The sequence below is a fragment of the Tabrizicola sp. genome (assembly GCF_034366665.1).
Lineage (GTDB): Bacteria > Pseudomonadota > Alphaproteobacteria > Rhodobacterales > Rhodobacteraceae > Tabrizicola.
Window position 1 is genome coordinate 42,441 of record NZ_JAXMMF010000015.1, and the last position, 25,259, is coordinate 67,699.

The following is a 25,259-nucleotide window of genomic DNA, read 5'->3' on the forward strand; positions in this document are numbered from 1 at the left end:
AAGTATTGGTTTCACCCGGGATTTTGCCCATGTCTGACGGAGACGCCATCCCCTCGCTGCCACGCGGCAAACCTGCCTTTGATCAGGACCCGCATCGCGTCCGCGAGATCACTGAACGCAACCTTGAAGCCGCCATCGGGCGCGAGGTGCGAAACTTCCGCCGCCAGCAAGGAATGACTGTGGCCGACTTGGCCAATGTCACCGGTCTGTCCATCGGGATGCTGTCGAAGATCGAAAACGGCAACACCTCGCCCTCGCTGACCACGCTGCAGGTGTTGAGCCACGCCTTTTCCGTCCCGGTGACGGCCTTCTTCAAAAGCTATGAGGAACGGCGTGAGGCGCAGCATGTGAAGGCTGGTGAACACGTCGAGATCGAACGCCGCGGCACCCGGGCGGGCCATCAGTACAACCTGCTGGGACATATCGGGTCGAACAACTCCGGCGTGGTGGTCGAACCCTACATCATCACCCTGACCACAGAATCCGACACCTTCCCCGCCTTCCAGCACGAGGGCCTAGAGCTTCTCTACATGCTGGAAGGTGAGGTCGACTACCGCCACGGCGACCAAGTCTACCCGCTCAAACCCGGCGACAGCCTGTTCTTCGACGCCGACTCTCCGCACGGGCCAGAGACGCTGGTCAGGCTGCCAGCGCGCTATCTGTCGGTGATCGCCTATCCGCAGGGCTGACATGCTGACCGCCGACCTTGCCGCCGCCATCGGGTCTGCCCATGTCCTGACCGGCCCCGACATGACCCGCTATTCCCGCGACTGGATGGGGCGCTACGAAGGCCAACCTGTCGCTGTTGCCCGCCCCGGATCGACCGCCGAAGTCGCGGCCTGCGTCCGCATTGCTGCGCAGCATGGCCTGCCCGTCATCCCGATTTCGGGCAATACCGGGCTTGTCGGCGGCACCATGACTCGCGGCGGGCTGATGCTGTCACTGGAACGCCTGAACCGCGTCCGCGAGGTCAAGCGCGACGCCAAGCTGGTGATCGCCGAGGCCGGGGTGATCCTGACCCGGCTGCATGACGCGGCCGAGGCGCAGGGCCTTTACTTCCCGCTCTGGTTCGGCGCGAGGGGTTCGGCGATGCTGGGGGGTGTCCTGTCCACCAATGCGGGCGGGTCCAACGTCCTGCGCTACGGGTCCACCCGTGGGCTATGTCTGGGGCTGGAAGTTGTTCTGGCCGATGGCCGCATCCTGAACCTTATGTCGGAACTTCACAAAGATAACTCCGGCTACGATCTGAAAAGCCTTTTCATAGGGGCCGAGGGCACGCTTGGCATCATTACTGCCGCGGTGATGAAGCTGGTTCCTGCGCCGAAGGCTCATGCTACCGCTACTCTCGCTGCCCGCTCGCTGCCAGATGCGCTTGCCGTTCTCAACCGCATGCAGGAAGCCACCGGCAATCGCGTCGAGGCTTTCGAATTCATGCCCCGCACCTTCAGCGAACGCCTGCGCGGCGCCCGCCCTGATCTTGGCCTGCCCTTCGACCACATCCCCGAAGTCACGATCCTGATCGAGGCCGCCACCACCGTCCCCTCCGAGGCCACCCCCGATGCCAACGGCGATATCCCCCTTGTCGCCACGCTGGAACTGATCCTGACCCAGATGATGGAGGCTGGCCTTGTCACCGACGCGATCCTGGCCCGCAACGAACAGCAGCGCCGGGCCATGTGGGCGCGGCGCGAGGCGGCGGCCGAGATCGGCGTCGGCCTTCACCCCGAGGTCGACACCGACGTCTGCCTGCCGCTGGACCGCGTCGAGACTTTCCTGACCCGGGCCATCCAACGCCTTGAAGCGCTCGATCCGGGTGCGCGCACTATCACTGTGGCACACCTGGGCGATGGCAACCTGCACTTCACCGCCTACCCGACGCGAGACGACAAACAGCTCAAGGACCAGGTCCTTGAAGCCATCGAGGATGTCGTCGCCGATATGGGTGGCAGTTTCTCGGCCGAACATGGGGTGGGGCTGTCGAAGCTTCCCTCCATGTCGCGCCGCAAGGACCCGGTGGCCCTGGACGTGATGCGGACGCTGAAACAGGCGCTTGACCCGCAGAACATCATGAATCCCGGCAAGGTCATCCCGGCCTGACGCGCCATCGGAATTTGCGACGCGTGGCACTGCCGTCCCACCTTGCGGCCCTGCAGTCCACGGGATAGCCAAGGCCCATGTCCGCCATCCGCCTTTGCCTGACCGACCCGGCCTTGCGCGCCGCAGGCCTTGTCATGGCCCTGCAAGGTGCTGTGGTCTGTTCCTTCGGCCCCTATTTCTCGACCCTGGCCGTCAACAGTTACGGGTTCGGTGACACGGGCTATGCGGTGTTGCTGGCGCTCTCCTCGCTCGTCTCGGTCTCTGCCTCGGTGATCGGAGGCATCCGGGCCGACCAGACCGCCAACCGCCGCAAGGTCACCCTGCTGGCCGTCCTGTCCCTGATCCTTGGCACCGGCCTGATGACCCTGAGCCCCGGTCCCTGGGTCTTTGCCCTTGCCGCGGCCCTTCTTATCCCGGTCAGCAGCATCACCTTCGGTCAGGTCTTCGCCCTGGCCCGCCTTGCCGCTACCCCTTACCCCCCCGACCAGCGCGACGGCATCATGGCGGTGATCCGGGCCCTTTTCGCCGCGCCCTTCGTCTTGGTCCTGCCGCTTTGGTCCCTGGCTTTTGCCGCCGGGGCCTCGGTTACTCTGATCTTTCCCGTCGCGCTTCTCCTCTCTGCCGCCATGCTTGCGGCCGTCCTCCGCCTCTGGCCCGCCGACGGCAGCACAGCCTGGGACGACCGCCCCTCGGGCCTGTCATTCCGCGCCGCCCTGGCCGAGATGGGCCGCCTGCCCATCGCCGCCCGCGTCGTGGCGCTTGGAGCGGTCACCGGGGCCTCTACCGTCTACATGGCGATCATCTCGCTGGTCATGATTCCCGAGGTTGCCCGCAGCACCGCCGATGTCGCCCTGTACGTCGGCCTTGTCGCGGGGTTGGAGGTTCCGTTCATGCTCTTTCTGCCCAACCTTACCCGTGGCATCCCGCGCACCCGGCTGATCTTCGTTGGCGCTGCCCTTTACGGCATCCATGTCGCCCTTCTGCCCGTGCTCGCAGGCTCTCCTCTGGTCTGGATTCTCGTGGTTCCGGCCGCAATCGGAGGCGCGGTGACCCTGACGATCCCGATCGCCTATCTGCAGGACCTGCTGGCCGACCGGCCCGGGGCAGGGGCCTCGCTGATGGCGGTGCAACGGCTGGCGGGGGACGTCATCGCCGCCGCCTGCTTTGCCATCGGAACCTCGCTGGCGGGCTATGGCACCGTGGCGCTGCTGGGTGTCGCGGCCTCGCTGATCGGGGCTGCCGCCCTTTGGGTCGCCGACCGGCGCTAGGTTTTCTGCGCAGCAATCACGCAGCAATGCTGCAGAAATGCTGCGCAGCAATGGGCGCGAAATCATTGGGTTGAAGGACTCACTCCGCCGCAACCGTCCGCAGTTCCAGCGACAGGATCGCAGGCCCCGGCCCGGCCTCGTCCGCCTCATCCGTCAGCGCCACCGCCCCCCGCGTGGTCTGCCCGAACCCCGCCTCGGCCAGTGCCTCGCCAAAGGCTGTCCCGCCCACCGCCCGCGTCGTGTCCAGCGCGTCCTGCGCCAGGTAACTCAGGTCCTCGACCGGGCTTTGCGGGCGGGCGGGGGTCACAACGACCAGCATCCGTTCCTGCCCCAAGACATCCGCCGAGATCTTGAACAGACCCTTCTTCAATTCATCCCCCGGCTGCAACCGGCCCGAGAACCAGTGGCTGATCGACCAGTCCGCGCCGATATACAGCACGTTCACGTCCACCGGCCCGTCGCCATTGTTCTTTGCCAGCACATGCACCTCGTCGTCGGGCAGCAAGGTCGGCACCGGGGCAAAGGGCAGGGGGCGCAGCGTCCGGTCCTCGGGCGTGCGGGTCAGAAGCTCGACCGCGACATCGGGGTTCGACGCGCCCACCGCCCCCGCCAGCTTCAGCAGGTTCTGCGCCCGCGCCATCGTCGTCAGCGTATCCGCCAGTACCGCCGCCAGTTCCGCCCCATCCTTGTCGCCAGTGGTCACCGAGGGCGTCGCCCCCCAGTCCTCGGCCAAGCCGGTCGAAGGCAGCACCCAGATCGCATCCGGACGCGGGCTGTCGGGCAGCACCGCCAGCCGCAAATCCGCCTCCTGATCCAGGGCGACGAACCTCAACCGAGGGCCAGAGGCCTCCTCCAACTTCCCGAGCGTCGCAAGCAACGCATCCGCCGGAGCCGTGCCCGCCGCAGGCAGTGCCACCGTCAAGGTGAAATCCAGCGCCTCGTCCAGCTTGCGCAGCACCATGCCTTTCGGCAATTCGGCGGGCAAGACCTTCCCGTCCTTCTCTACCGATCGCGCGGTCGAGGCAAACGTCTCGACCGAGGTGAGTTCGACGAACCCAAGCGCGTCGGCATCTGCCGCCGCCGCTGATTCCATCACGGCCAGCACTGCGCCTTCCGACAATCCATGCAGCGTCCCCGCCGGGATCGTGAACCCCGCGTCCGTCACCTCGGCCTGCCACTGCGAGACCCGGGCGCCGCCCGCGCCGCCAAACACCACCTGATCCAGATCGCCCTCGAAAAGGGGCGTCGACTTCGCCAGGTTCTTTACCGCATAGCGCCGCAGCACCTCTTGCCCGATCTGCCCGTAGGTCGCATTGGGATATTCCGCCAGCGTCTCCATCAGCGTCCAGGTGAACACGCCCTGCGGCTTCCGCCCCGGCTTGCCCTTCGGCAGGTTCTTTTCGGGCGTCACCTCGTTGGTCTGGGCCGCGAAGAAGGCCACGAAAGACCCCTCGCCCGCGCCGCCATCGAACGGAGCCTCCGTCGCGCGCGGATCGACGGACCGCGATACCTCGACGGAATCCAAGTCGATTCCCAACGCCTCCGGAGGCAGTTGCCGCAGCCGCACCTCATCCCCCGACTCGACCGCCCGCGTCGCGGTTCCCGAATGACACGAGTCAAACACCGCCCAGACATTGGCGCCCTTGGCGCGCAGCCCGTCGATCAGCGCCCCGATCTCGTCATCGACCAGAGCGTTCTCGACCGCCCCGATCTGGTCCGACCAGGGCCCGATGTCCACCGGCAGGAACAGCTCGTCCAGCCCGTCCAGCTCGGTCGAGGCGTCCAGTGCCGGGGCCTGCGTGCCGTGCCCCGAGAAGTGCAGGTAGACGAAATCCCCCGGCCCGACCTCGGTCGTCAGTTCGGCAAACGCTGCCCGGATCGCGGCCAGCGTCGGGGCGGTCGATCCGGGCACCCCGTCCGAAAGCACTGTCACGTTCCCGGCCGCAAACGGTACCGGAGCCTGGGTGGTCAGATAGGTCGCGACCAGCTGGACATCATTCGCCGGGCCTTTCAGCCACCAGCGTTCCTCCAGGCTTGGATAGGAATTGGCGCCGATCAGAAGGGCATGGTTCTCGCGCGCCAAGGCGGGCAGGGCGGCCAGGCAAAGGGCAATGGTGAAAAGGGATTTCATCAGTTCGTCATCAGCGCGTAATCGGCCGCCGAGGGGCCCTTGTTCTCGACCTCAAGCGTGAAAGTCCCGGCATTGGCGGGGGTCCAGCCGCAATAGGCAATGTGGCTGATGTCGGTGTCCGAACAGACGAGCCGCCCCTTGTCGTCATAGATCCGCAGGTTCAGGTTGGCCGCCGCCTTCGCCTCCACATAGACCTCGGCATATTCCCCGCCCCGGAATTCGATCGGCGGATAGGTGTCGCCCTTGCCGTTGCCCAAGCTGCCGATGTTGTAGACCGGACCCGAAGCGACACCCTTCGTCGTCTCGACCCTTGCATCCTCGATCAGGCCCAGCACCGCCTCGTCTCCTTCGGCCAACTGTGCAGCCGAGGCCAGCATCTCCTCCCACCCCAGCGGCGCGCCCTGACCCGGCGTGGCGCCCAGGGCCAACCGGTCCCCCGCCACCGGGGCCATCCCCTTGCGCAGCTTTGCCGCAGACAGCACCAGCAAGGGATCGCCCGCCGCCATCCCCGCCGCATAGGCGCGGGCCGACAGCTCGGCCACTTTCACCGGCGATGGCCCATCGGCCCAGGCGGGCAGGGCAAGCGAGATGACACAGACAGCAAGAAAGCGGCGCATGAGAATACTCTTCCGGCTTTTGGTGCGCCGAAGATGGGCCGCGGTTTCCCGCCTGTAAATGCAGGAATTCCAGATGACGGGTTTTGTCACGGGACCCGTCGTCACCGCCCCGGTAGCAAGACCGCATCGAGGCAGACAAAGGTTTCCATCATGCAGGCAAAGTCGGAAAAGCGGCAAAGACCGCTCCATTATATCGAGGCGCTGGCCGCCCTTCTGGTCCTGGCGCTGGTCGCCCTGATCCAGCCCGTCAGCGCCTCGCCGCTTGATGACGCGATGGACAAGGTCTTCACCGTGCGAAGCAACGATGCCGAGGACCGCTTCCTGGGGTCCGCCTTCCTTTGGCACGACGGCACTGTCGCCGTGACCAACGCGCATGTGGTGGGCGAGGCCGACGAGGTTCGTCTGATCGACCGCCACGGCACCGAGATCCCGGCCCTTGTCATCGCCCGCGACCCTGTCCGCGACGTGGCCGTCCTCTCTGTCCCTGAGGGCACACAAGGCCTCCCCCTCGCCTCCAACGCCCCGCAGCTTGGCGACGAAGTCTTCGCCCTTGGCGCTCCTCTGGGGATCGAATTCACCCTGACCGAGGGCCGCATCTCCGCTCTGGCGCGCCAGACCGAGGTCGCCGTGCCGATCCTGATGCTGCAACACGACGCCGCGGTGAACCCCGGCTCGTCTGGTGGCCCGCTGGTCGATGCTGCGGGCCGCATCCTTGGCATGAACTCCCGCATTGCCGACGGCAGCCGGATGTTCGTCGGCATCGCCTACGCCATCCCCACGACCGAGCTGACCCGCATTGTCACCGGCCTGATTGACGAAACCCTGCCGCCGTTCCCGACCCTGGGCCTTACTGCAAGACCCGTCGACCGCCAGATCGCGGAAACCCTTGGCACTGACGCCCAAGGCCTTCTGGTCGACACCGTCGCCCCCGGCAGCCTTGCCGAAGCCGCGGGTCTAAGGGCCGGAGACATCCTTGTCGCCACTGACGAGGTCCCCTTGGTCGCCCCTGGCGATTTCGCCTTCGCCATCGAACGCGCCAGTGAGGCGGGACAGGCAAGGCTTTCGATCCTTCGCGCCTGGGAACCCCTGACTCTGACCCTTCAGTTCACCGCGTCCGAACCAACCGGCTTGCGCACGCGTGAGATCACCCGTGCCCCGACGACCGTTGCCGCCTACTCCCTCGCCGAACTTGGCGTGACGCTGGACCCGGAAGGGGTCGTCACCGCCCTGACCGACAACTCGCCTGCCCTGATCGCGGGGCTGGCAAAAGGTGACCGCATCCTGTCGATCAACGGGACGCAGCCCGACCTTTCGACCTTCGAACTTACCGCCCCCGCTCTGTTCCTGCTTGAAGCCCCCGGCGGAGCGACCCGCCACATCCGCCTCGACCCCTGGCACGCGCCCGAAGGCGTCCGACCCGTCGGCGGCGCAAATGTCCTTGACCCTGACGTGGTGGTGTTTTGAATGGCCGCGATGGACCGCATCCTGATCATCGAAGACGACCCGGAAACCGCCGCCGCGATCCGCGCCGAGGCCGAAGCCCTGGGCTGCGCCGCCGACCACCGCGACACCCTTCCCGCCGGGATCGAAGCCGCCACCACGCAGCCTTACAACGTCATCGTCCTTGACCGCATGCTTCCCGGCGGCGACGGGGTGGACGCGATAGCCCGCATCCGTGCGGGTGGCTCCACCGCCCTCATCCTCATCCTCTCCGCCCTGGGCCGCGCCGCCAACCGCGTCGAGGGGCTGGAGAAAGGCGCCGATGACTACCTTCCGAAACCCTTCGAACCCGAGGAGCTTCGCGCCCGCCTTCGCGCGCTCCTCCGCCGCGGCACCATCCAGGTCCTCGACAACGACCTCCTCGCCTTCGGTGACCTCGAAATCCGGCTGAAGGCCCGCACCGTCCACGTCAAACGCACGCATGTGCCTACCAGCCCGAAGGAATTCGAACTCCTCACCTACTTCGCCCGCAACGCTGGTCAGATCGTGACCCGGATGCAGCTGCTGGAGAACGTCTGGAACCTCCATTTCGACCCCGGCACCAACGTCGTCGACGTCCACGTCGGCCGCCTGCGCCGCAAGCTGGAGGACGCCGGGGCGACCGCGATCCAGACCGCACGGGGCGAGGGCTACATCTTCGCCCCCTTCCCCGCGTGAGCACTTCCAAACCCTTCGCCGCAAAGGCCACCCTGCGCCTCGCGGCGACGATGGCGCTGGCCGTTGCCCTCCTTTCGCTCGCCGCAATGGCCCTGCAATACCGCCTTGTTGAGTCCCGGCTTATGCAGGCCCAGCAAACCCTGCTGACCGCCGACCTGAACGGCCTCGCCGCCCTCTACGACCAGCGCCGCATTATCGCGCTCCGCCAAGCGATCGACACCCGCGCCACGGCCGCCACCGGGGACGAGATGCTCCTCCTCATGGATCGGGGCGGCACAACTCTCGCCGGAACCCGCAAGGACTGGCCCGCAACCCTCGCCCCGGCAGGCGAGACCTTCACCAGCGAAAACCTCACCACCTTCACCGAGGGCGCAACCCGCTGGCTCGCCGTCGCCCGCACCCTCCCCGGCGGCTTCCCCCTCCTCGTCGCCCGCAGCTTGCAGGCCGTGGACGACACCCTCGCCGCCCTAAGACGCGGCATGCTTGCCCTCCTCGGCGCCCTCCTCGTCGCGGGCGCGCTCGTCGGTTGGCTCGCCGCCCGCAGCGTGATGACCCGGATCAACCGCATCAACACCCTCGCCGACAAGGTCGCTGAAGGCCAACTCGACGCCCGCCTTCCCGGCCCCCGCACCCCGGACGAATTCGGCCTTCTGGAAACCCACGTCCACGCCATGCTCGACCGGATCGAGAACCTCAACCGCGCCACCCACCGCCTTTCGGACACCATCGCCCACGAACTGCGCACCCCCCTCAACCGGATGCTCCAGAAACTGAGCAAGATCGAAGGCCAACCCGACCTCGCCGCCGACCTCAAAGCCGAGATGCGCCAGGCCATCCGCATGTTCGACAGCCTCCTCGACATCAGCCGTGCCGAGGCCGACCAGGGCAGCGGTGGCGGCCTTGTCCCCGTCGACCTCTCCGCCGTGGCCGCCGAGGTGTGGGACCTCTACGACCCCCTCGCCGAAGACAAGGGCCTGCGCACGCAAGCGCACATTACCCCGAACCTGCAAATCCTCGGCGACCGCAACCTGATCGCCCAGGTCCTGTCGAACCTCCTCGACAACGCCATCAAATACTGCGCCTCCGGCGACCACCTCACCCTCCAGATCACCCCCGACCAGGACCGCATCCTGATGCGCGTCGCCGACACCGGCCCCGGCCTCCCCGACACCCTCAAGCCCGAAGCCTTCGACCGCTTCACCCGGGCCGAGCGTGACCGCGCCACTCCCGGTCACGGCCTCGGCCTCGCCCTTGTCCGCGCCATCGCCGCCCGGCACGGCGCACGCCTGACCCTTCCGCCCACCGAAAAGGGTTTCTCGCTTGAAATCCGCTGGCCCAGGCTGCAGCAATCGGACTGACCTTCAGGAACTCCGATGCGCCGCGCCCTTCTCCCCCTTCTGATCCTCTTCGGCTGTGCCCCCTGGAACCAGCCGCAGAACCTGGCGCTTCAGAGCGAAAACGCCCCCTTGTCCACCGAGGTCCCCGGCGATGATCTTTACATCGGTCTCGCCTTCTCGGGCGGCGGGATGCGCGCCACGGCCTTCGCCTATGGGATGCTTCAGGAACTTCAGGCCACGAAGACCGGCAGCCCGAACGGCCTCCTCGACAGCGTCCGCCTTGTTTCGGGCGTCTCCGGCGGCTCGGTGATGGCCGCGCAGCTGGGGCTCAAAGGCCCGCAAGGCATGCAAGGCTTCCGCGAGGCCTTCCTGACCACCGACGCCGAGGCCTACATGACCACCTCGGGCCTTAACCCCCTGACCATCGCCAAGGGCATCGCCGGGGGCGTCAACGGCCGTGACACTTTCGGCCGCACCCTCGACGAGACGCTGTTCAAAGGCGCGACCTTCGCCGACCTGCGCCGCTCGCGCATCAAGACCTGGATCAACGCCACCGACATGGCGAACAACACGCCTTTCCTCTTTTCCCCCGAAACCTTCGACGCCCTCTGCTCCGACCTCTCGAAGGTCAAACTCTCCGAAGCCGTCGCCGCCTCTGCCGCGTATCCCCTGGTCTTCACCCCCATCGTGCTGGAGGCCCACCAGGGCAAATGCACCTACCAGGAACCCGACTGGCTCACCGCCGCCCGCTACAACCCCGAGGCCACCGCCGCCATGCGCGCCCACGCCCGCGCGCTGGAAAGCTACACCAACCCGGCCGAGGTGAAGTTCGTCAAACTCCTCGACGGCGGGATCACCGACAATTTCGGCACGACGGGTCTGGCGGTCGAACGCGCCCGCGCCCAGGTCCCCTACGCCCCCCTCACCGCCGAGGAGGCCGTCAACCTGAAGCGGATGCTCTTTCTTGTCGCCAACGCGGGCGTCGAAAAGGACTACGACTGGACGCAAAAGATCGCCGGGCCCGGGGGCGTCAACCTCGCCATGTCCATCGCCACCTCCGCCATGTCCGCCGCCTCCCGCTCTGGCTACGATTCCATGCGGGGCGAGCTGCGGCTCTGGGAATCCGAACTCATCGACTGGCGCTGCGCCCTGCCTTTGGCCGAGGTCCGGCGCTTGCGCGGCACTGCACAGGGCTGGGACTGCAAGGACGTCAAGATCTTCGTCGGCGAGGCCTCTTTCGCTTCCCTCCCCACTGACCTTCGGGACCAGCTTGACGCCGTGCCCACCCGCCTGAAACTCCCTGAAACACAAGTCGACATGGTCATCGCCGCCGGCCGTCAGGCCACCCGGCTGACACCCGAGTTCAATGGCTTCCTCGCCTCGCTCACCGGCAACGACGTCGACACCCGCATCGAAGACGGCATCGCCGCCGGAGGCCGCCGCGTGACGCCGCTGAACTGACCCCCGCCCCGAATTCCACCCACCCTTTCACACTTGCCCAAATATCCCCGCCGGAGGCCCTCCGAGCCGCTTTGCGTTCTTCACGCAAAGCGGCGAGACAAAGGACTTGCGCGTCAGCGCTCGATTCGAAACCCGTCCCAACCCACGCGGGGCCCGCAGATGGTGCGCTCCCACCCACCCGCATGACAAATCCCTTCACCCGCCCGCACCCCACTTGCCCCAAACCCCGTCCGGCGTAATCTGCCGCCATGCGTGCGCCCCTCGCCCTCTTCCTTGTCGCAACCCTCGTGGCCCCCCAGGCCCAGGCCGAGATCCGCGCTGTCGTGGTGGGGGTCTCGGACTACCTCACCCTCGACGCGGATCTGAAAGGCCCGTCGAACGACGCCCGCCTGATGGCCGAGACCCTCATCGCCCGCGGTGTCGCACCTGCAAACATCACCATCCTGGCCTCGGACGCCACCGGTCTGCCCGAAGGCACCGCCACGGGCCAACCCACCCGCGACGAAATCCTGAACGCTCTCGAAACCGCCACCGATGCCTCCGCCAAAGGCGATACCATCGTCTTCACCTTCTCCGGCCACGGCGCCCAGGCCCCCGACCTTTCCGGCGACGAGGGTGGCGGCTATGACGAGCTTCTCCTGCCCGCCGACGCCGCCGGCTGGAAGGGGGCCATCGGCAGCGTCGAGAACGCCCTCGTTGACGACGACCTCCAGGCCTGGGCGCAAGCCACCCTGTCCAAGGGCGTGCAAGTGATCGGCCTGATCGACGCCTGTCACTCCGCCACCGGTTTCCGCGCCGTGGGAGGGCAGGGCGTCGCCAAGGTGATCGACGACGCGCAACTCGGCATCCCCGACGACATCACCTCCGTCGCAGGCTCGCCAGCGCCCCCGCTCGAAGGCAACTTCATCTTTCTCTACTCCTCCCAGTCCGACCAGCGCTCTTTCGAATATCCGATGCCCGACGGCACCTGGCACGGTGAGTTCACCTTGCGGCTTGCACAAACCCTGCGCGACGCGCCCGATGCAAGCTGGGCACAAGTCCTTGCCGCCACAACCAATGCCATGATCCAGGGCCCGGCCCGCCAAATGCCCGACGGCGAGGGTCCACTTCTTTCCGCCGCCGTCTTCGGAACCGGCCCCACCACCGACCGCTTTCCCCTTACCGACGGCAAGCTCGCCGCCGGCCTTCTCGATGGCCTGACCGAGGGCGCTGAACTCACCCTCTATGCCACCCCTGCAGGGGGCGAGCCTCTGGCTACACTGACCCTCACCAAAATCTCCGCCCGCGAGGCCAGCTTCGCCGCGCGCGCCCCCGCCGCCGCCCAATGGGCCGAACTGACCTCTGCCCCGCCACCCGCCCCCCTGACGCTGGCCGCCCCGATCCTTGCCGACCCTGCCGACCCCACGAACTACCGACAATGGACCGAGGCTCTTCCACTCTCCGGTCCAGACCCCGACCTGGTCCCGATCCTGACCGAAGACACCATCGCACTTGCTGGGGCCGACGGTGTCCTTGACCCGACCGGCCCCGGCTCCACCCCCCGGATCATCCGTGAACCCGGCGAAACCAAAGCCCAGGCCGTAGAGCGCGTCCTTGATCAGGCAGCCCACGGTCTTCGCCTGCGCGCCGTCCTTTCCGGGGCCACGGGGCGAAGCCTGACCGGCAAGGCTCCGCTCGACGCAAGGATCGTCCTTCGTCCCGGCAAGGGCGACTGCGACACCACTGGTCCTGTCACCCCATTTCACGCCGACATGAACGTGGCCCCCTGCGACAGGATCATGATCTTCCTGACCAACACCTCGGGCACGGCGCAGGACGTCTCGGTCCTCTACTTCACCGCCGATTTCCGCGTGCAACCGATCTGGCCCGCGCGGAACCTGTCGAACCGCCTCGCTCCTGGTGAAAGCGCCGAGGTCGGCCTGATGATCGAACCCGACAGTGCCGCGGGCCGTGAGGAGATCTGGGTTCTCGCCGTCCCCGCCAGCCCCGACGCCCCCCGCGTCGACCTCACGCGCCTTGCCAGCACCGACACCACCCGCGCCACGCCACCCGATCCGATGACCGCATGGCTGGAGACCCGCCTCGACCCCGACACCACCGCCCGAGGCTTCAGCGTCAAACCCGCACCGCTGACCATGCTGCGCAGGACAATCCGCCTGACCCCCGCCACGCCCGCCCCCGCACCGTAGGAGAACTGAATGTCCCGGCTCCTGTCCGCCCTGATCGCCGCACTTCTTGCCACGTCCGTCATGGCCGAGGCCCCGCAAATCGCCACTTCCGACCCGATGATCGCCTCGCCCTTCGCCTACGCCAAATCCGGTGCCAAGGCTGAACGCGGAAGGTCCGCAGCCGAGGCCGGAGCCAAGGTCATCGGCGGCGAGGTTGCCCCCGACGGTGCCTGGCCCTGGCAGGTCGCCCTTCTGGTCGGTGGCGCGCCCATAAACACCGATGCCCAGTTCTGCGGCGGCAGCATGGTGCTGGACCGCTGGGTCCTCACCGCCGCCCACTGCATCCATATGCCGATCGAGGACGGCAGCTTCGCCGACCTGCGCCCCGACGAAGTGTCGATCCTTGTCGGCACCAACACCCTTACCCCCGGCTCGGGCGACCTGATCCCGGTCGAGACGATCTTCCGCCACCCTTCCTACACCGGCACCCAGTTCGACTTCGACATCGCGCTCATCAAACTCGCGCGCGCGCCGCAGGTCCCCTACCAGACGGTCGAGGTCCCCGACGCCGAATATGGCGACATCCTCAACCGGCAGGGCGTCACCACCATCGTCACCGGCTGGGGCTTGCAGGAAGGGGCGCAACCCTCTCCCCAACTGCGCCAGGCCGAGATCCAGGTCCTGGACCGCCAGCTTTGCAACCAGGCCATGCTGGAAGCCCGCGCCGAGGACGCTGCCGGAGGCTTCGGTTACGCCGTCCAGACCCTTGGCGTGGCCGAAACTGACGCCTATGCGATCTGGGACGAACTTGTCGCCCGCGCCCCCGACGCAGTGTCCGACAACATGATCTGCTCGGGCACCTTCGAGGGCGGCAAGACCTCCTGCAACGGCGATTCCGGCGGCCCGCTGGTCGTGCCGGTCGAAGGTGGCGGCTACATCCAGGCCGGCATCGTCAGCTGGGGATTGTCGGCGACGTCAGGCCACGGCTGCGAGGAGACGGCGCTCTTCTCCGCTTACACCAACATCTCGAAATTCGTCCCCTGGCTGAACGAGGTGATCGAGGGGAATCCCTAAGCGCCACTTGCCGGCGGCCAGGGCAGTTCCCGCCCGCAGCGCGGCAATGGCGATGTGACCTGCCGAGCGCGCAGCCTTTGGGAGGCCGACGCGCCTCAGTCCTCGGGTATGCAGTCGAACTTGGCGAGGACCCGGACCACTATTGCAGAAAGGATTGCCCCCTTTTTGCTGGGCGCATCAAGATCGGCCGCCGAAGCTTCGTCCAATCCGCCAAAGCCCAGAAGCACTGGCAGGCCGGACGGCTTGGCCTTCACGATCAGCCCCGGCCTGGTGGCCGATTCCGGCCGGGCGCAACGCGTCAGGCCCCGCAGCGTCTCCGAGTGATCGAGGGCCCTGAACTCCGCCTCCAGCCGGTCGAAAGCCGCGCGGTCGGGTACGGCAAGTCCGGTATCGGTTGGGCCAGCCGGACCCTTGTCCACGCTCACCGACATCGCATCGCCCTCCGCGTCGCGGATGTGAAGGAACCCCAGGCCAGAGACGGGATCGCGGCATTCCTGGATGGAGTCAACGGCTTTCACCGCCTGCCGACAGTCAAAGCGCGTGAGGTCCAGACGCCCGTCTTCCTGCACCCCCGCGAGAAGCGCACCGACAAGCACCTCCAGCCCCTCCCCCTGCACCGGTCCTGAAAGGCCAAGGGCCACCATCGCTGCCGTGCAGATGTTGCCCGGATGCGCGGTAGAACTGATTAACCGATGATGAATGACCACATCTAACCCCTTGATTGCATTGTAACAGGCCAGGCTGTCCCGTGGACACCCCCCTCAAATCCCCATCCCCACCTTCCGCCCTTCATGGAACGCATAGGCCGCGAGCCTCGGCGCGGCGCAGTCGCCCACCCGGTGCAGAACCTTCCCCGGGATCACCTCCGGCAGCATATCGAACGCCCGGTTCGTCGTCGCCATCACCAGGGCCGAGGCTGCGATCACCTCCTCCTCCCCGGTCAGGAACGACCGCACCGTCACCCCGTTCCCGTGCCACCGGACAAGCCGATGCTCGGCCAGCATCCGCACCCCCAAGGCCCCCAGCCGCCGTCGCACGGCGCCATCCGCCGCCGTCCGCGCCAGCTCTTTCCCGACGAAAGCCTCCGGCGTCACGATCGTCACCCGTTTCCCCTGCTCGGCCAAAGCCCAGGCCGTCCCGACCCCCCGCCAGTTCCCGCCCTCATCATAGACCACCACCGCGTCGCCCAGCCGCGCCTCACGCCGCAGCACTGCCTCGGGCGACCAGACGCCCCCCGCCTCGATTCCCGGCAGGCTCGCCTCCTGAGGCACCCACCTCTGGAACCCCGTCTCGTCCGGCAAGGACCCCGTCGCCACCACGACGACCGAGGCCGGATGCGCCGCTACCTCCCCTTCCTCCAGGAACGTGTTCAGCCGCAACGTCACCCCCAGCTTGTCGAACTGCCGCTCATACCAGTCCATCAGCTCCAGGATCTGCCCCCGCCTGGGCTGCATCCCTGCCAGCCGGAACTGCCCGCCCACGACGCCAGAGGCCTCGACGATCTCCACCCGATGCCCCCGCTCAGCCGCGACCCTGGCCGCCTCCAGCCCCGCCGGGCCAGCGCCGACCACCAGCACATCCTTCGGCTCAACAGCAGGCGAGAACCGATCCCCACCCCACTCGAACTCCCGCCCGGCACTCGGGTTGATCAGGCAGGAAATCCAGTAGTCCCGAGACCGCCGCCCCCAGCACATCTGGTTGCAGCTGATGCACCCCCGCACGTCGTCGGCACGCCCCTCCGCCACCTTCCGCGCCAGATGCGGGTCGGCGATCTGGCCGCGGACGATCGACACCAGGTCCGCCAGCCCCGAGGCAATGATCGCCTCGCCATTCTCCGGCGTCCGCACCCCGGCTTCGGAGGTCACGACGGCATGCTTCAGAACCCCCTTCAGCTGGGCGGTCAGCGGGGTCGTCAGTTTCTCGCCATGCGTGAAGGGCGGGATGATCGCCTCGAATTCCAGATAGGACCCGGCCCCCACCGTGACGTAATCCACATGCCCCGACCGGTCATGCAGTTCCAGGATCTCGCACAAAGCCTCGGCCCCCAAGGTCACCTCGTAGGCCTCGGAATAGCTCACCGCGAGGCCCACAACGAAGTCCTCCCCACAGGCCCGCCGCACCCTCTCGATCAGCTCGCGCGAAAACCGCGTCCGCCCCTCCAAAGACCCGCCCCACGCATCCGTCCGCTGGTTCGACCAGGGCGTCCAGAACTGGTCGAGAAGGGAATGATAGGCCGCCCAGACCTCCACACCCTGAAACCCTGCTGCCTTGGCGCGCACCGCTGCCGTCACATGGGCCTCCAGGACCTCCTCCACCTCGGCCCCCGTCATCGCATGCGAGCCATCGCTGTCATGATAGGACGGCCCGCCCGAGGGCGACCAATGCGGCGCAAAGCTCAGGTCGGAATCGCCATGCGCGCCGATGTGGTAAAGTTGCTGGATGATGACGGCACCTGCCTCCTTCACCTCGTCCGTGATCGCCCGGAAGGCCGGGATCACCCGGTCATCTGAGTGCAGGAAGTTGCCCCGCGTCAACACCCCGGTCCGGTGCACCGGCACGGGTTCGGCGACCACCATCGCCGCCCCGCCCAGGGCGCGCTCCAAGAGATACTTCCCGAAACGCGGCCCCGGCATCCCCTGGTCCGACATGTTCGCCGTATGCGCCCCGAACACGATCCGGTTGCGCAGCGTGTGGTCGCGCAGTTTCAGGGGGGACATCAGGCGGGGATGCTGGGTCATGGCGGCCTCCATTCACCGCCATGTCAGCAATTCTCGACACCTGTGTCAAGTTTTCGGGAGAGCTGACCCCCGGTCAAATTTCTTAAGTAAGAAATTTGGCAAATTCCTTGCTTAAGGAATTTGGCGTCCAGCCTTCAGCGTCACTCCGCCGCGACATCCCAGCCTGAGATCGCCTTGACCTCCAGGAATTCCTCGATCCCCCAGACGCCACCTTCCCGCGCCCGACCGCTCGCCTTCACGCCCCCGAAAGGCGCCCCGGCCCCGCGAGACTTCCCGTTCATCTCGACCATGCCGGCCCGCAGTTGCCGCGCCAGCCGGTTCCGCCGCGCGCCGTCCGCCGACTGGACGTAGTTGGTCAGCCCATAGGGCGTGTCGTTGGCGATATGCACCGCCTCGGCCTCGGTATCGAAGGGGATCATGCACAGCACCGGCCCGAAGATTTCCTCGCGCTCGATGGTCATCCCCGGCTTCACATCGGCAAAGATCGTCGGCCGCACATAGTAGCCCTTGTTCATCCCCTCGGGCAGGCCCAAGCCCCCGGCCACCAGCCGCGCGCCTTCGTCGATGCCTTTCTGGATATAGCCCTGGATCTGGTCCCACTGCCTCTTGTTCACCACCGGGCCGATATGCGCGCCCGGCTGGCTGGCGGGACCAACCTTGATGCCGTTCGCCACCTCGGCCGCGATTTCGACCGCCCGGTCGTAGTAGGACCGTTCCACCAGCATCCGGCTCGGCGCGTTGCAGCTTTGCCCTGAGTTGTTCATCATGTGCCGCACGCCACGTTCCACGGCCCGCGCGTCAGCATCGGCGAAAACCAGGTTCGCGCCCTTGCCGCCCAGTTCCAGCGTGACCCGCTTCAGCGTTTCCGCCGCCGCCTTCGAGATCGCCCGTCCGGCCCGCGTGCTGCCGGTAAAGCTGATCATCTCGACATCCGGATGGCTCGACAGCCGTTGGCCGACCCCGGCCCCGTCGCCGTTCACCAGGTTGAACACGCCTGCAGGGATGCCCGCGTCATGGCAGAATTCGGCGAACAGCATCGACGACAGCGGCGATTCCTCGGACGGTTTCAGCACACAAGTGCAACCAGCGAGAAGGGCAGGGATCACCTTCAGCGTCACCTGGTTCATCGGCCAGTTCCAGGGCGTGATCAGGCCGACCACGCCAATCGGCTCCAGCGCGATCATCGTGCCCAGAGCGTGGGGGCCAAGCGGCTTGATCCATTCCATATGATCGAAAGCCTTGAGGAAGTTCTTCAGATGCCAGGGCAGGCATTCCGCCTGATCATCCCGCGCCATGTCGATGGGCGCGCCCATCTCGATGCTGATGGCATGGGCCATCTCTTCCTTGCGCAGATTGTATTGCTCCAGAATGCCCTCGACCAGCCGCCGCCGATCGGCCGGGGGCGTCGCCGCCCAGGCCGGGAACGCCGCCTTGGCCGCCGCGACAGCGCGGTCGGTATCGGCCTCGGACCCCAGCGAGATCACCGCACAGGCGTCCTCGGTCGAAGGGTCGATCACCGGGCAGTCCTTCGGGACCAGCGGCGCGACCCATTTCCCGTCGATATAGAACTCACGCTTGGTGATCATGATGCCGCTCCTTGGGTGGGATTTGATCATATCCTGACAGGTGTGGGCCGCGGCCACAAGGCCACGGGGCGCACCGAGGCAAAGGCCTAGCGCCCGCGACCAACCGCCTGATCCCGCGCCGGTTCCCTGGCTTGCCCCCCGTGCACACCTTCGTCCAGCGGCCGCACCATCGTCGTCGAGGATGCGAAACCGAACAGGAAGCGAAGCACCCCCAACTCCTCGGTCCGCACTGCCTGGAAGCCCTGGCGTTCATACAAGGCCCGCGCCCGCCAGTTGTCCTGGATCACGTCCAGCCGCACTGCCGCATAACCCCGCTCTGCCGCCTCGCGGTACAGGGCCGCCAGCAGCATCGACCCCACGCCCTTGCCGCGGTGGGCCTTGGCCACGCAGATCCCGTCGATCAGGAAGCGGTCGTTGTCGACCTCGCGGCCCAGGGTCCACAGGACGCCGCCGCGCCACCGCCCGCCCACACGGCCATAGATGTCGGTCAGGTCGTCCCAACTGCCCCCGGCAAAGCTTCCCGCCGGGGTCTTGTAGCCGGCCAGCCCGATCAGCTCTCCCCCGTCACCTACAGCCGAGAAACACAGGTCCCCCCGGATCACCCGCTGGAAGAATCGCAGCGCCCGGTCATCCGGGCCAAGGACGCGTCCCAGCTTGCCCCCGAACGCCTCCCAGTACAGCCGTGCCGCCTGGGGGCGCAGCTGGTCGTGCAATCCGCGGAAGATCGTCACGGCCATGTCAGAGCCTCGGCCAAGAGGGGGGCGTGGTGGGCGCCCAGGATCCAGCCTTCCTCCGCCGCCTCGGGCGGGGCGTCGAACAGAGGGGCAAGCCGGTCTGCCCGCGCCAGCCGATACAGCGCCCGCGACAGAAGTCGCACCTGCGCCTGGTCGGCGGTCAGCCCTTCGCCGTTCGCGAGGATCGCCACGGGTCCGGCCAGCAGCGAGGGGTAAACCTCGGCCAGCACCACGGGGGCGTGGGGGGGGGCGAAGGGCCAGACCGCCACGCCCGCAAGCTGCGAGAGCCGGTGGATCATCGGCAGGCCCAGCAGGCTTTGCGACCCGACCGAGCCGGGATTGAACAGCATCCAGGGGCTTTTGGCGCGGGGAACGGCCGCCTCGGCAGCGCGGGTTTCCGAGAGGCCAAGTGCGCCGTAGTCGATCCCCACGCGCCGGAACGGCAGGCCGGGCCAGGACTGGCCAGAGGGGTGGCTCCAGAACGGGCCGGGGCCTTCCGGGAAAAGGGTGTTGATCCGGGTGGCGACCTCGAAGCGGTTGTTGCGGTTGTCGATGTCGGTGATCGCCTCGGCCAGCCAGCGCCAGACGGCCTGTGCCCGCGCTTCGCCCGTCAGCCGGGCCGCGAAGCCTGCCGGGTAGCCCATCGCGAAGTCACAGCCGATGAGGACCCGCTGGGATGAGGCGCGGGCGGTGTCGATCAGGGTGACCAGTTGCGCCTCGGCGCTGGCGCGGGTGCGGTGGTGCCACTCTGCCCCACCTTCACAGTCGTGGCAGCCGATCCAGACGGCATTGGCCCGGTTGGTCAGGCTGGTGGGCAGGTTGGCCGCCGACCAGTCGACCACGATCACCCGGTCAAACAAGGCCGACCTCTTGCAGGATGAAATCGGCCACGGTCCCTGTGTCGTTCAGGTCCAGGACAGGGACCGGCAGGGTCAGGGCCGCATCCGTGGCCACGGCACGCACCAGGGGATCGCCGGGCTGGATCAGGGGGTGCCCGGTTTCGGCGCGCCAGACCTCGATCTTGGGGTGGGCGTCGCGCTTGTAGCCCTCGACCAGGATCAGATCGACGGGGGCCATTCGGGCCAGGACTGCGGGCAGCTCCGGTTCCGGCCCCCGGTGTTCGACGAGGATCGCCAGCCGGTCGGCCGAAGCCAGCACCACCTCGCGCGCGCCCGCCTGGCGGTGGCGCCAGGTGTCCTTGCCGGGCTGATCCAGGTCCACCGTGTGATGAACGTGCTTGACGGTCGATACGGAGAATCCCCGCCCGGTGATCTCGCTTACCAGTCGCTCCATCAGGCTGGTCTTGCCCGAGTTCTTCCAGCCGATCACGCCGTACACCCTCATGCGGCCCCCTTCAGCAGCGCTTCGGCGGCGGCCAGGTCTTCGGGTGTGTTCAGGTTCAGGAACGCGCGCGGATCGGGGAACCGGGCGCGGGCGGCGTGGTGGGCCTCGGTGAAGCGGGTGACCTTGGCGTGGCCTTCGGCAAGGAACGCCGCAAGAGCAGGGGCCAGCCCCACGGGCCAGATCGCCGTGGCGGGGTGGTCGCCGTTGGCGTCGGACGCCAGAGCCAGGCCATTGGCCGAACCTTCGCCAGCCAGCAGAAGCTGCGGGACCAGGTCCCCAGGCAGGAAGGGCGTGTCGACGGGAGTGGAGACAAGGTGGGTCGCGCCCATGCTGGCGGCAGCCGTCAAGGCAGAAAGAACACCGGACAGCGGACCTTGGGGCAGCGCATCGGCAACCACCGGACAGCCAAGCCCGGCAAACCGCGCCGGATCACCATTGGCCGAGATCAGCAGGCGGTCCACCTGCGGCTCCAGCCGGTCAAGGACATGCGAGATCAGCGGGCGACCGGCCAGCTGGACAAAGGCCTTGTCCGCGCCCATTCGCCGGCCTTCACCGCCTGCCAGGATCACCCCGAAGATGCGCAAATCACATGCCTTTCGCGTCGAAGGCCAAGCCTAACGCATCGTGCGCCCGGTTCAAGGGACGCTCACGGCAGCGGTGTGCCGTCGTGCTGGACCAGAAGGACGCCGTGGTTGTCGTCGTCGTCATCGTCGGTGATGACACGGGTCGTGACACCCGGCAGCTTGCCAAAGGCGGCGGACAGCTTCTTGGGGTAGAAGGTCTGCGGCAGGCTTTCGAACCCCGGCACGCCCCGCAGGATCGACGAGGTCGCCTGCGTGCACATCGCCTTCGGCACGGCACCATAGGCCTTTACCCGGGCCAGCACCTGCTCGGCCACCTCTGGCGAGACGTAGACCGTCTGCTCGATCGTGTCGTAGGTGACGCGGGTGTGGTAGTCGATGTAGAAGGCCAGCGCCTTGTCGTTCATGCCGAAATGCACGTCGTTCCGTTCCGGCAGCTTGGGGTGATACCAGGTCCCCGCCGGATCGAAGATCAGACGTTCGGACCCGTTGACCAGAATCGCCGAATGCGCGCCGGACCCGGTGCGCTTGTTCACCACGGTGTAAAGCGTGATATAGTTTGGCGGACCTTCCACGAAGCGGACGGCATCGACCTGGTCCTGCGGAGCCCACTTGGGCTCGGCCCCGCAGGCGGTCAGGCCCAGAAGGGCGATCAGGACAAGAAGAAGGCGCATCCCGCCTGACCCTACGATCAGGCGTTCGCCAGGCCCATGAAGATCAGGACCGCGATGATGACCACGGTGGCCCAGGTCGCCAGCCGGATGAAGCCCGCGAAGGTCTTTTCCTGCGCGCGGATGTCCATCGAGCCGTGGGCGTGGTCGGAAGTCTTGTGGTCGGCCATCTTGGGTCCCCGAGTTTTAGGTCTTTCGACACGGCCATAGCCGATTCACCCGGCCCTGTCACGGGGTCGCGGTGTCCTACCCGGCCGAGCCGTCGCCGGAATCGCCGCCGATCCAGCCGGGCGTCAGGTGAAAGCCGATCCGGCGCGGCGGGTCGGCTTCGGCCTGTTTCGGCACCGCGCGCAAAGTGACGGACAGCTGGCTGACATGCTGGATCAGCTGGGTCTTCGTGCCATCGTCGTCGCGGCCGTAGAAGGTGATGATATCCGGCTCGAAGAAGCCCAGGCCTTCGATCCGCAGAACCCCGGTTTCGTCCGAGGCGAAACCCATCGCGATTTCCTGCTTGGCATCAAGCCCGCTTTCGAAGTCGCGGATATACATCACCAGCCGGTCATGCGCCCATTCGGCGGGGCTTTTCGGCTGGGTGCTGGCAGGGGTCTTGGCGGCGGGCTTCTTTGCGGGCGGTCTTTTGGCGGCGGTCTTGGCCATCGGGTGGCTCCTTCATCCGGGCGTCAGACCTCAGCGCAAATCGGCCTGTTCTGCAAGGGATCAGGCCAGCCCGGCTTCGGCCTCGATCTGGGCCTTCGACTTCCGCGCCCGTTCGGTGGCGGATTTCAACTGCCCGCAGGCGGCCATGATATCCTCGCCCCGCGGCGTGCGGATCGGGGACGCGTAGCCCGCCTTGTAGATGATATCGGCGAAGGCATGGATCCGGTTCCCCGACGACCGCTTGTAGGGCGCGCCGGGCCATTCGTTGAACGGGATCAGGTTGACCTTGGCCGGGATGCCTTCCAGCAGTTTCACCAGCCGATGCGCGTCTTCCTTGGTGTCGTTCACACCTTCCAGCATCACGTATTCGAAGGTGATCCGTTCGCTGTTCGACAGGCCCGGATAGGCCTTCAGCGCCTCCAGCAGCGTGGCAATGTTCCAGCGCTTGTTGATCGGGACCAGCTGGTCGCGCACCTCATCGGTGGTGGCGTGGAAGCTGACGGCCAGGAGGCAGCCGATTTCCGTCGCGGTCCGGGCGATTTCCGGCACGACACCACTGGTCGACAGGGTGATGCGGCGGCGGCCAAGCGCGATGCCTTCGCCGTCCATCACGATGTTCATCGCGTCGCGGACGTTCTCGAAGTTGTACAGGGGCTCGCCCATTCCCATCAGGACGATGTTCGAGATCAGCCGCACCTCTTCCTTCGGCGCGCCGGGGACGGGCCATTCGTCCAGGTCGTCGCGGGCCAGCATGACCTGGCCGACGATTTCCGCCGCGGTCAGGTTGCGCACCAGCTTTTGCGTGCCGGTGTGGCAGAAGGAACAGGTCAACGTGCAGCCGACCTGGGACGAGATGCAAAGGGTCCCCCTGTCGGTTTCGGGGATGTAGACCACCTCGACCTCATGCCCGCCCGCGATGCGGACCAGGTATTTTCGGGTGCCATCCTCGCTGATCTGGCGGGTCACCACCTCGGGGATCTCGATGATGAAGTTGTCGGCCAGAAGCGCGCGGTAGTCCTTGGCAAGGTTGGTCATCAGCGCGAAATCGCGGACGCCCCAGTGGTAGACCCACTGCCAGACCTGCCCCACGCGCATCTTGGCCTGCTTTTCCGGCGTGCCCGCAGCGATCAGCGCATCCCGCAAGGCCGAGCGGGTCAGGCCGACGATGTTGGTCTTGTCCGACACCGGCAGCTTGCGCGGCAGGGTCAGCACGTCCTGAGTGATCGGGGCGGTCATTTGGCAGATCCTTTCACGGGGCCTTGTCACAGGCGATCTGAAGATGGGCGATCTGAAGATGGGGCGATCTGAAGATGGGGCGGATATAGGTCAGTGACCGTCAAAAGAAAAGCGCCCCGCAAGGGGGCGCTTCCGGGGTCCGGCGGACCGGCTTACTTGCAGCGCGTCTCGGCGTCGGTCATCGCAGCGGTAAACCCGCGCAGGCTGAAGGTGTCCACGGTCTGCGTGCCCTTGCCGGACCGGGCGGTCAGCGTGGCCGAAGTCCCGGCCTTCATCGCCGCCAGCAGCTTTGCGTCATCCTCGGCGCTGCCCGGCCAGGCCCATTCGCCGTCGGTGAACAGCTGGTAGGGCTGGCCGTCGACAACCACCTCGACCGTCGAGCCGCCCGCGAAAGGATAGCCGCCGGTAAAGCTGATCTCGCCCGGCTTGCCGGGACGGAAGGTGACGAACAGCAGGATGTCGCCGCGCCGCACGCTGACGGGCTGACCATCGCGGCTGTTGACGGTTTCCTTCGGCTTCGAGACGCCCCAGCATTCCTTGGGGCTTTCCTCGGTGAAGACGTTCCAGTCGGTCATGGTGGCGACGCGATTGGTGGATTCCTGTGCCATCACAGGGGCCTGAGCCGCGAACCCGGCGAAAGCAAATGCTGCAACCGCAAGCGTGCGACCGAAAAGAGAAGTCATGTCTGACGCAGCCTCCAAGCTGTCTTCGTTTCCTGCCACGCGCGGGGCCACCGAGGCCCTTTTGACTGGCGCGGTGCCGTTCTACCCGATATTCCAGCCATAATCAAAAGCGCCCAGCCGCGAAAGCCCCGTGGGCGACAATTCGCGCACATGTGACGGAGACCCGGAATGGCAAAGGTGAACGACGGCGCAGTGCCGGTCCTGGAAGTCTGGCGCGGCGGCCTTCTGGAAAGCACGCATCTGGGCCATGCGGTGATCTGTGACGCCAAGGGCGTGGTCGCCTCCTGGGGCAACCCCGAGGCGGTGATCTTCCCGAGGTCTTCAGCCAAGATGCTGCAGGCGCTGCCGCTGATCGAGACCGGGGCGGCCGATGCCCGCGGCCTGTCCCAGGCGCACCTGGCGCTGTCCTGCGCCAGCCACCGGGGCGCGCAAGTCCACGTCGATCTCGCCGGGCGCTGGATCGCCGACCTTGGGCTGTCAGAGGCGGACCTGCGCTGCGGCGCACACGAGCCGGGCGACATCGAGGAGCGTAACCGCCTGATCCGCGCGGGTGAAAAGCCCTGTCAGCTGCACAACAACTGCTCGGGCAAGCACTCGGGTTTCCTGACCGTGACCCAGCACCTGAAGGCCGGGCCGGAATACATCGAGATCGACCACCCGCTGCAAAAGGCCATCCGCGCCGCGACCGAGGAAGTGACCGAGGAGACGACGGCCGGCTG

Annotated in this window: 24 protein-coding genes; 10 read left to right on the top strand and 14 right to left on the bottom strand. The window is 66.9% G+C overall.

What is annotated here, in order from left to right:
* Positions 1-29 precede the first annotated feature (29 nt).
* From U1E69_RS01885 to U1E69_RS01895, 3 genes are all read left to right on the top strand, one after another.
* Entirely contained in the window at positions 30-689 is a 660-nt protein-coding gene (locus U1E69_RS01885) for a helix-turn-helix domain-containing protein (protein ID WP_322242358.1), read from the top strand.
* Position 690: 1 nt separating this feature from the next.
* On the top strand, positions 691-2,097 hold the full coding sequence (locus U1E69_RS01890; RefSeq protein WP_322242359.1) for an FAD-binding oxidoreductase: 1,407 nt from the start codon (positions 691-693) through the stop codon (positions 2,095-2,097).
* 77 nt (positions 2,098-2,174) lie between these two features.
* Positions 2,175-3,365 (top strand): MFS transporter, encoded by a 1,191-nt coding sequence (locus tag U1E69_RS01895; protein WP_322242360.1) that lies wholly within the window; start codon positions 2,175-2,177, stop codon positions 3,363-3,365.
* Positions 3,366-3,444: 79 nt separating this feature from the next.
* Here the strand turns inward: U1E69_RS01895 and U1E69_RS01900 are convergent, their stop codons facing one another.
* Positions 3,445-5,496 (bottom strand): caspase family protein, encoded by a 2,052-nt coding sequence (locus U1E69_RS01900; RefSeq protein ID WP_322242361.1) that lies wholly within the window; start codon positions 5,494-5,496, stop codon positions 3,445-3,447.
* The gene (locus tag U1E69_RS01905; protein ID WP_322242362.1) at positions 5,496-6,113 is read right to left on the bottom strand and encodes a hypothetical protein; all 618 of its coding nucleotides are present in this window, start codon (positions 6,111-6,113) and stop codon (positions 5,496-5,498) included. Before U1E69_RS01905 ends, U1E69_RS01900 begins: the two co-directional genes overlap by 1 nt.
* Before the next feature lie 150 nt (positions 6,114-6,263).
* Between U1E69_RS01905 and U1E69_RS01910 the strand changes: the two genes are divergently transcribed.
* The 6 genes from U1E69_RS01910 to U1E69_RS01935 all read left to right on the top strand — a co-directional run bounded on the left by U1E69_RS01910 (position 6,264) and on the right by U1E69_RS01935 (position 14,310).
* Entirely contained in the window at positions 6,264-7,577 is a 1,314-nt protein-coding gene (locus U1E69_RS01910; RefSeq protein WP_322242363.1) for a trypsin-like peptidase domain-containing protein, read from the top strand.
* Between the two features lie 9 nt (positions 7,578-7,586).
* Positions 7,587-8,270: a response regulator transcription factor gene (locus U1E69_RS01915; protein WP_322242364.1), complete on the top strand. Its 684-nt coding sequence runs from the start codon at positions 7,587-7,589 to the stop codon at positions 8,268-8,270.
* Positions 8,267-9,628 carry a HAMP domain-containing sensor histidine kinase gene (locus U1E69_RS01920; protein ID WP_322242365.1) on the top strand — a complete coding sequence of 454 codons (1,362 nt, stop codon included), beginning with the start codon at positions 8,267-8,269 and terminating at the stop codon, positions 9,626-9,628. Before U1E69_RS01915 ends, U1E69_RS01920 begins: the two co-directional genes overlap by 4 nt.
* A 15-nt stretch (positions 9,629-9,643) precedes the next feature.
* Positions 9,644-11,068, top strand: a complete 1,425-nt coding sequence (locus tag U1E69_RS01925; protein ID WP_322242366.1) for a patatin-like phospholipase family protein — start codon at positions 9,644-9,646, stop codon at positions 11,066-11,068.
* A gap of 248 nt (positions 11,069-11,316) precedes the next feature.
* On the top strand, positions 11,317-13,257 hold the full coding sequence (locus tag U1E69_RS01930) for a caspase family protein (RefSeq protein WP_322242368.1): 1,941 nt from the start codon (positions 11,317-11,319) through the stop codon (positions 13,255-13,257).
* A 9-nt stretch (positions 13,258-13,266) separates the two neighbouring features.
* Entirely contained in the window at positions 13,267-14,310 is a 1,044-nt protein-coding gene (locus tag U1E69_RS01935; RefSeq protein ID WP_322242369.1) for a serine protease, read from the top strand.
* Positions 14,311-14,405: 95 nt separating this feature from the next.
* On the opposite strand, the gene U1E69_RS01940 is transcribed toward U1E69_RS01935, so the two are convergent.
* From U1E69_RS01940 to U1E69_RS01995, 12 genes are all read right to left on the bottom strand, one after another.
* Complete coding sequence (locus U1E69_RS01940) at positions 14,406-14,927, bottom strand: hypothetical protein (protein WP_322242371.1); 522 nt, start codon at positions 14,925-14,927, stop codon at positions 14,406-14,408.
* 144 nt (positions 14,928-15,071) lie between these two features.
* Positions 15,072-17,048, bottom strand: a complete 1,977-nt coding sequence (locus U1E69_RS01945; protein ID WP_322242372.1) for an FAD-dependent oxidoreductase — start codon at positions 17,046-17,048, stop codon at positions 15,072-15,074.
* Between the two features lie 140 nt (positions 17,049-17,188).
* Positions 17,189-18,634, bottom strand: coding sequence for an aldehyde dehydrogenase family protein (locus U1E69_RS01950; RefSeq protein ID WP_322242373.1), 1,446 nt, complete (start codon positions 18,632-18,634; stop codon positions 17,189-17,191).
* A gap of 86 nt (positions 18,635-18,720) precedes the next feature.
* Positions 18,721-19,371, bottom strand: a complete 651-nt coding sequence (locus tag U1E69_RS01955) for a GNAT family N-acetyltransferase (protein WP_322242374.1) — start codon at positions 19,369-19,371, stop codon at positions 18,721-18,723.
* Positions 19,362-20,228, bottom strand: a complete 867-nt coding sequence (locus tag U1E69_RS01960) for a molybdopterin guanine dinucleotide synthesis (RefSeq protein ID WP_322242375.1) — start codon at positions 20,226-20,228, stop codon at positions 19,362-19,364. Before U1E69_RS01960 ends, U1E69_RS01955 begins: the two co-directional genes overlap by 10 nt.
* Positions 20,221-20,712 carry a molybdopterin-guanine dinucleotide biosynthesis protein B gene (mobB, locus tag U1E69_RS01965; RefSeq protein WP_322242376.1) on the bottom strand — a complete coding sequence of 164 codons (492 nt, stop codon included), beginning with the start codon at positions 20,710-20,712 and terminating at the stop codon, positions 20,221-20,223. The genes U1E69_RS01960 and mobB overlap by 8 nt, the downstream gene beginning before the upstream one ends.
* Positions 20,709-21,296, bottom strand: coding sequence for a molybdenum cofactor guanylyltransferase MobA (gene mobA, locus U1E69_RS01970; RefSeq protein WP_322242377.1), 588 nt, complete (start codon positions 21,294-21,296; stop codon positions 20,709-20,711). Before mobA ends, mobB begins: the two co-directional genes overlap by 4 nt.
* A 62-nt stretch (positions 21,297-21,358) precedes the next feature.
* Positions 21,359-21,967: a hypothetical protein gene (locus U1E69_RS01975; protein ID WP_322242379.1), complete on the bottom strand. Its 609-nt coding sequence runs from the start codon at positions 21,965-21,967 to the stop codon at positions 21,359-21,361.
* 17 nt (positions 21,968-21,984) lie between these two features.
* Positions 21,985-22,134 carry an aa3-type cytochrome c oxidase subunit IV gene (locus U1E69_RS01980; RefSeq protein WP_322242380.1) on the bottom strand — a complete coding sequence of 50 codons (150 nt, stop codon included), beginning with the start codon at positions 22,132-22,134 and terminating at the stop codon, positions 21,985-21,987.
* A gap of 76 nt (positions 22,135-22,210) precedes the next feature.
* A complete protein-coding gene (locus tag U1E69_RS01985) occupies positions 22,211-22,621 on the bottom strand; it encodes a DUF6173 family protein (protein WP_322242382.1) in 411 nt (136 codons plus the stop codon).
* A 60-nt stretch (positions 22,622-22,681) separates the two neighbouring features.
* Positions 22,682-23,857: a 23S rRNA (adenine(2503)-C(2))-methyltransferase RlmN gene (rlmN, locus tag U1E69_RS01990; RefSeq protein WP_322242383.1), complete on the bottom strand. Its 1,176-nt coding sequence runs from the start codon at positions 23,855-23,857 to the stop codon at positions 22,682-22,684.
* 152 nt (positions 23,858-24,009) lie between these two features.
* Entirely contained in the window at positions 24,010-24,540 is a 531-nt protein-coding gene (locus U1E69_RS01995; protein ID WP_416200249.1) for an invasion associated locus B family protein, read from the bottom strand.
* A gap of 168 nt (positions 24,541-24,708) precedes the next feature.
* Here U1E69_RS01995 and U1E69_RS02000 point away from each other — a divergent pair.
* A partial coding sequence (locus U1E69_RS02000) for an asparaginase (protein ID WP_322242386.1) occupies positions 24,709-25,259 on the top strand: 551 nt, incomplete at its 3' end.

Excerpts from the sequence above, each read along its gene's own strand:
- U1E69_RS01885 (WP_322242358.1), top strand. The coding sequence starts at position 30 with ATGTCTGACGGAGACGCCATCCCCTCGCTGCCACGCGGCAAACCTGCC.
- U1E69_RS01890 (WP_322242359.1), top strand. The coding sequence starts at position 691 with ATGCTGACCGCCGACCTTGCCGCCGCCATCGGGTCTGCCCATGTCCTG.
- U1E69_RS01895 (WP_322242360.1), top strand. The coding sequence starts at position 2,175 with ATGTCCGCCATCCGCCTTTGCCTGACCGACCCGGCCTTGCGCGCCGCA.
- U1E69_RS01900 (WP_322242361.1), bottom strand. The coding sequence starts at position 5,496 with ATGAAATCCCTTTTCACCATTGCCCTTTGCCTGGCCGCCCTGCCCGCC.
- U1E69_RS01905 (WP_322242362.1), bottom strand. The coding sequence starts at position 6,113 with ATGCGCCGCTTTCTTGCTGTCTGTGTCATCTCGCTTGCCCTGCCCGCC.
- U1E69_RS01910 (WP_322242363.1), top strand. The coding sequence starts at position 6,264 with ATGCAGGCAAAGTCGGAAAAGCGGCAAAGACCGCTCCATTATATCGAG.
- U1E69_RS01915 (WP_322242364.1), top strand. The coding sequence starts at position 7,587 with ATGGACCGCATCCTGATCATCGAAGACGACCCGGAAACCGCCGCCGCG.
- U1E69_RS01925 (WP_322242366.1), top strand. The coding sequence starts at position 9,644 with ATGCGCCGCGCCCTTCTCCCCCTTCTGATCCTCTTCGGCTGTGCCCCC.
- U1E69_RS01930 (WP_322242368.1), top strand. The coding sequence starts at position 11,317 with ATGCGTGCGCCCCTCGCCCTCTTCCTTGTCGCAACCCTCGTGGCCCCC.
- U1E69_RS01935 (WP_322242369.1), top strand. The coding sequence starts at position 13,267 with ATGTCCCGGCTCCTGTCCGCCCTGATCGCCGCACTTCTTGCCACGTCC.
- U1E69_RS01945 (WP_322242372.1), bottom strand. The coding sequence starts at position 17,048 with ATGACCCAGCATCCCCGCCTGATGTCCCCCCTGAAACTGCGCGACCAC.
- U1E69_RS01950 (WP_322242373.1), bottom strand. The coding sequence starts at position 18,634 with ATGATCACCAAGCGTGAGTTCTATATCGACGGGAAATGGGTCGCGCCG.
- U1E69_RS01955 (WP_322242374.1), bottom strand. The coding sequence starts at position 19,371 with ATGGCCGTGACGATCTTCCGCGGATTGCACGACCAGCTGCGCCCCCAG.
- mobB (WP_322242376.1), bottom strand. The coding sequence starts at position 20,712 with ATGAGGGTGTACGGCGTGATCGGCTGGAAGAACTCGGGCAAGACCAGC.
- U1E69_RS01975 (WP_322242379.1), bottom strand. The coding sequence starts at position 21,967 with ATGCGCCTTCTTCTTGTCCTGATCGCCCTTCTGGGCCTGACCGCCTGC.
- U1E69_RS01980 (WP_322242380.1), bottom strand. The coding sequence starts at position 22,134 with ATGGCCGACCACAAGACTTCCGACCACGCCCACGGCTCGATGGACATC.
- U1E69_RS01985 (WP_322242382.1), bottom strand. The coding sequence starts at position 22,621 with ATGGCCAAGACCGCCGCCAAAAGACCGCCCGCAAAGAAGCCCGCCGCC.
- rlmN (WP_322242383.1), bottom strand. The coding sequence starts at position 23,857 with ATGACCGCCCCGATCACTCAGGACGTGCTGACCCTGCCGCGCAAGCTG.
- U1E69_RS01995 (WP_416200249.1), bottom strand. The coding sequence starts at position 24,540 with ATGACTTCTCTTTTCGGTCGCACGCTTGCGGTTGCAGCATTTGCTTTC.